At 45.7% G+C, this 4,923-nt stretch carries 4 protein-coding genes; 3 read left to right on the top strand and 1 reads right to left on the bottom strand.

Annotated features, from left to right (window positions below; all coding sequences use genetic code 11):
- Window positions 1-39 precede the first annotated feature (39 nt).
- The 3 genes from B9J84_RS06135 to B9J84_RS06125 all read left to right on the top strand — a co-directional run bounded on the left by B9J84_RS06135 (window position 40) and on the right by B9J84_RS06125 (window position 3,131).
- Complete coding sequence (locus tag B9J84_RS06135) at window positions 40-1,011, top strand: ABC transporter ATP-binding protein (protein WP_010319733.1); 972 nt, start codon at window positions 40-42, stop codon at window positions 1,009-1,011.
- Window positions 1,008-2,000, top strand: coding sequence for a murein tripeptide/oligopeptide ABC transporter ATP binding protein OppF (gene oppF, locus B9J84_RS06130; protein WP_010319732.1), 993 nt, complete (start codon window positions 1,008-1,010; stop codon window positions 1,998-2,000). Before B9J84_RS06135 ends, oppF begins: the two co-directional genes overlap by 4 nt.
- 180 nt (window positions 2,001-2,180) lie before the next feature.
- A complete protein-coding gene (locus B9J84_RS06125; protein ID WP_094123759.1) occupies window positions 2,181-3,131 on the top strand; it encodes a glutathione S-transferase family protein in 951 nt (316 codons plus the stop codon).
- A gap of 79 nt (window positions 3,132-3,210) precedes the next feature.
- On the opposite strand, the gene pta is transcribed toward B9J84_RS06125, so the two are convergent.
- Window positions 3,211-4,923 (bottom strand): phosphate acetyltransferase (pta, locus tag B9J84_RS06120; protein WP_404206453.1); only part of this gene is annotated, 1,713 nt, incomplete at its 5' end.

Here is a 4,923-nt window from a genome sequence, read left to right as displayed (position 1 = left end):
ATCCTAAAGACCGATAATTAAAAGATTAAGGAAGCAATAATGAGCTTATTAGATGTCAAAGATCTGCGGGTCGAATTTACCACTCAAGATGGTATTGTTACCGCTGTCAACGATTTAACTTTTTCACTGGAGCAAGGCGAAACCCTCGGTATCGTAGGGGAGTCTGGCTCTGGTAAATCGCAAACCGTGTTCGCTATTATGGGTCTACTTGCCAAAAATGGTATTATCACGGGTAGCGCAAAATTTGAAGGGAAAGAGATCCTCAATTTGCCAGAAAAAGCCTTGAACAAAGTGCGCGCTGAACAAATTGCGATGATCTTCCAAGATCCAATGACGTCACTGAATCCTTATATGAAGGTCAGCGAGCAGTTGATGGAAGTGCTGATGCTGCACAAAGGAATGAGCAAGTCGGCTGCGTTTGAAGAGTCGGTACGTATGCTAGAGGCGGTTAAAATCCCCGAAGCGCGTAAGCGAATTACCATGTATCCGCATGAGTTTTCTGGTGGTATGCGTCAACGCGTTATGATTGCAATGGCGTTGTTATGCCGGCCTAAGTTACTGATTGCCGATGAACCCACCACCGCATTGGACGTAACGGTGCAAGCCCAAATTATGGATTTGTTGAATGAACTCAAAAGCGAATTCAATACCGCTATTATCATGATCACCCATGATCTGGGTGTGGTTGCGGGTTCATGTGACAAAGTATTGGTAATGTATGCAGGGCGTACGATGGAATATGGCTCTGTGGATGAGATTTTCTACAACCCGAGTCACCCTTACGCTGAAGGTTTATTAAAAGCCATTCCTCGTTTGGATACGGAAGGTGAAATATTACCAACAATTCCTGGAAACCCACCTAACTTGCTACGATTGCCACCGGGTTGCCCTTATCAAGAGCGCTGCCACCGAGTGACAGAACGCTGTAAACGTGAAGCACCTATTTTATTGCCATTTGCCGATGGTCGCCAACGTGCCTGTTTTTCTGATTGGGAGGCTTGGGTTAAATGAGCGAACAAAAACCATTATTACTGGATGTAAAGAACCTCAAAGTTCACTTCAACATTGCCTCTAAATCCGCGTGGCCGTGGTCTAAACCATCCAACCTAAAAGCCGTAGATGGCGTTAATGTGCGCCTATATGAGGGTGAAACTCTCGGCGTAGTAGGCGAATCAGGTTGCGGAAAGTCTACTTTTGCGCGAGCGATCATTGGTTTAGTCGAAGCCACCGAGGGTGAAGTGGTGTGGCTAGGAAATGATTTGACGAAAATGCATGAGGTTGAGCGTCGCAAAACCCGTAAGCAAATTCAGATGATTTTCCAAGACCCACTGGCGTCATTGAACCCAAGAATGTCGGTTGGCGATATTATTGCAGAGCCACTTCAAACCTTTTATCCAGAACTTTCGAAGCAAGAAGTAAAGGACCGTGTAAAAGAGATGATGACAAAAGTCGGTTTATTGCCGAACGTCATTAACCGCTATCCCCATGAATTCTCTGGTGGTCAGTGCCAACGTATTGGTATTGCCCGTGCGCTCATTTTAAAACCGAAAATGATCATCTGTGATGAGCCAGTTTCTGCTTTGGATGTTTCAATCCAAGCGCAGGTGGTTAACCTGCTCAAAGAGCTGCAAAATGAGCTTGGTTTAAGTTTGGTTTTTATTGCCCATGATTTATCGGTAGTTAAACACATCTCTGATCGTGTACTCGTGATGTATTTAGGCAATGCGGTCGAGCTTGGCACCTCTGAGGCGTTGTTTGCGAATCCATCACACCCTTACACCAAAGCTTTGATGTCGGCTGTGCCAATTCCAGATCCAAAACTGGAGCGTGCTAAGAAAATTCAGATGCTAGAAGGGGATTTACCCTCGCCAATCAACCCGCCTTCTGGATGTGTTTTCCGTACCCGCTGTCCTCAAGCGACGGAAATTTGCGCACAGCAAAAACCGCAGATTAAAGGTAGTGATGAACATGCTGTGTCTTGTTTGCATGTCGAGCTCTAAATTTAGCCTGTGACAGGCTTAAGCGCGACGCATTTCTGGGTCGCGCTTTTTTTATCTGTGCACTTAGCGGGGTAAATATCACTGTTCAAAATTTCTGAATAACAAGGACAACTTCCTCCGGTTTTACCATTTTCTATCCTACTTATAATAAAACAGTCATCGGAATGAGGAGTGGAGATCATGGGAAAATTAGTTGAAGGCGTCTGGCACGATGTTTGGTATGACACCAAAAGCAGCGCTGGGCATTTTGTACGCGAAGACGCAGGATTCAGACACTGGGTCGACAGCCAGCCAGATGCACGATTTCAACCAGAATCGGGCCGTTATCATTTGTATGTCTCTTTGGCATGCCCTTGGGCTCACCGTACATTGATTTTTCGCCAACTCAAATCACTCACCGAACACATTGATGTCACGGTCGTTTGTCCTGACATGCTAAGTGAAGGCTGGTCTTTTGGTATTCCTGAACCTCTGTTTGGCTATACCAAGCTCCATCAAATCTACACCAAAGCAAAGGTAGATTATTCAGGGCGAGTAACTGTACCTGTGTTGTGGGATAAGAAGACTAATACCATTGTTAGCAATGAATCTTCTGAGATTATTCGCATGTTTAACAGTGCATTTAATGAGTTAACGGGTAACCAGCACGACTACTATCCGCAAGCACTCAGCAAAGCTATCGATGAATGGAATGCGTATATCTACCCCAATATTAATAATGGCGTCTATCGATGTGGGTTTGCGACCACGCAAGAGGCCTATGACGATGCTTATGATGCACTCTTTACGGCATTAGATAAGGTCAACAATCATTTAGCGACGTATCGCTACTTGGTCGGTAACCAGATCACCGAGGCGGATTGGCGTTTATTCACTACACTTATCCGTTTTGATGCTGTTTACGTCGGTCATTTTAAATGCAATAAACAGCGGATCGCCGATTATGAGAACTTAAGCGGTTACTTAAAAGAGCTTTACCAAATCGACGGTATCAAACAAACGACCGATTTTTACCACATCAAACGCCACTATTATTTCAGCCATATCGGCATTAACCCGACGCAAGTGGTACCTAAGGGGCCGGATCTTGATCTTGATACGCCCCATGAGCGCGGCTTTATTGGGTTATAACGAGGGTAGAAGTGTGCTATAAAAAAGGCTCTTATGTGATACATAAGAGCCTTTTAATCAGCAAGTTAGGCTAAGAATTTTATTTTGTTTCTTGGCTTGCTTGAATTGCCGTTAACGCGATTGTGTAAACAATATCGTCAACCAACGCACCGCGAGACAAATCGTTTACTGGTTTACGCATGCCTTGCAGCATTGGACCGATAGAAACAAGGTCTGCTGAGCGTTGTACCGCTTTGTAAGTTGTATTACCTGTGTTTAGGTCAGGGAAGACAAATACCGTTGCTTTACCAGCGACTGGAGAGTTTGGTGCTTTAGAAGCCGCCACGTTTTCCATGATTGCAGCATCGTATTGCAGAGGACCGTCGATAATAAGATCTGGACGTTTCTCTTGAGCAATGCGCGTCGCTTCACGCACTTTATCTACATCAGCACCTTTACCTGATTCACCCGTCGAGTAGGAAATCATCGCCACGCGCGGGTCAATGCCGAATGCTGCCGCAGAATCGGCCGATTGAATCGCAATTTCAGCAAGCTGTTCAGCATTTGGATCTGGGTTGATGGCGCAGTCGCCGTATACCAACACTTGATCAGGCAATAGCATGAAGAAGATAGAGGATACAATCGAGGCATTTGGCGCGGTCTTAATGATTTGGAATGGAGGAACAATGGTGTTGGCTGTGGTATGAACCGCACCAGAAACCAAACCGTCAACTTCATCCGCTTCAAGCATCATTGTGCCAAGGAATACTGAATCTTGCAGTTTTTCACGAGCCACAACTTCCGTCATGCCTTTTGAACCACGCAGCTCAACCAAGCGAGCAACGTAGTTTTCGCGCACTGAGTCAGCATCGATAATTTCAACGCCAGCACCTAACTCAACACCTTGCTGCGCAGCAACGCGGCGGATTTCGTCAGGGTTACCAAGTAGAACACAAGTCGCAATACCGCGCTCAGCACAAATAGATGCCGCTTTTACCGTGCGTGGTTCATCCCCTTCAGGAAGCACAATACGTTTACCTGCACGACGAGCATACTCAGTTAACTGGTAACGGAATGCTGGCGGGCTAAGGCGACGAATACCTTGCGTGCCCTCAGTGAGCGAATTAATCCAAGGGCCATCGATGTGGCTAGCAACATGATCGCTGATGAACTCGATACGTTCTTTATCGTCAGCTGGAACTTCTAGGCTAAAGCTTTGTAGGTTGAGTGACGTTTGCCAAGTGTTACCTTGCGCTTTAAAAATAGGCAAGCCGCTTTCAAAGGCTGGTTTACATAGGTTCACAATCTCTTGTGGCATGTCGTAACCGCCAGTCAGCAGCACCGCACCAATTTCAACGCCATTCATTGCGGCCAGAGAGGCGGCAACAATCACGTCAGGACGATCGGCCGATGTCACTAAGAGTGATCCTGGCTTAAAGTGCTCAATCATGTGTGGCAAAGAACGCGCACAGAAAGTGATGCTCTTAATACGGCGAGACTTAATTTCACCTTCATTAATGATTTCAGCTTTCAGGTGTTTGGCCATATCAATAGCACGAGTCGCGATAAGATCGATACTCCAAGGCACGCAACCTAACACACGAATTGGGCTAGTGTTGAAGATCTGCATCACTTCTAAATTGGCTTGTTTCGCGCTATCTGCATCATCAAAAATTTCTGATAAGTCAGGGCGAGTACGGCCTGCTTCATCAACAGGGGCATTAAGCTTGTTGATAATAACACCTGAAATGTTTTTATTTTTTGTTCCACCAAAGTTTGAGCACGCAACTTCAATACGCTCTTTCAACTGAGT

Source organism: Vibrio sp. V03_P4A6T147, assembly GCF_002241085.1.
Taxonomy (GTDB): Bacteria; Pseudomonadota; Gammaproteobacteria; order Enterobacterales; family Vibrionaceae; genus Vibrio; species Vibrio anguillarum.
This window is presented reverse-complemented; position numbering and strand designations above follow the sequence as displayed.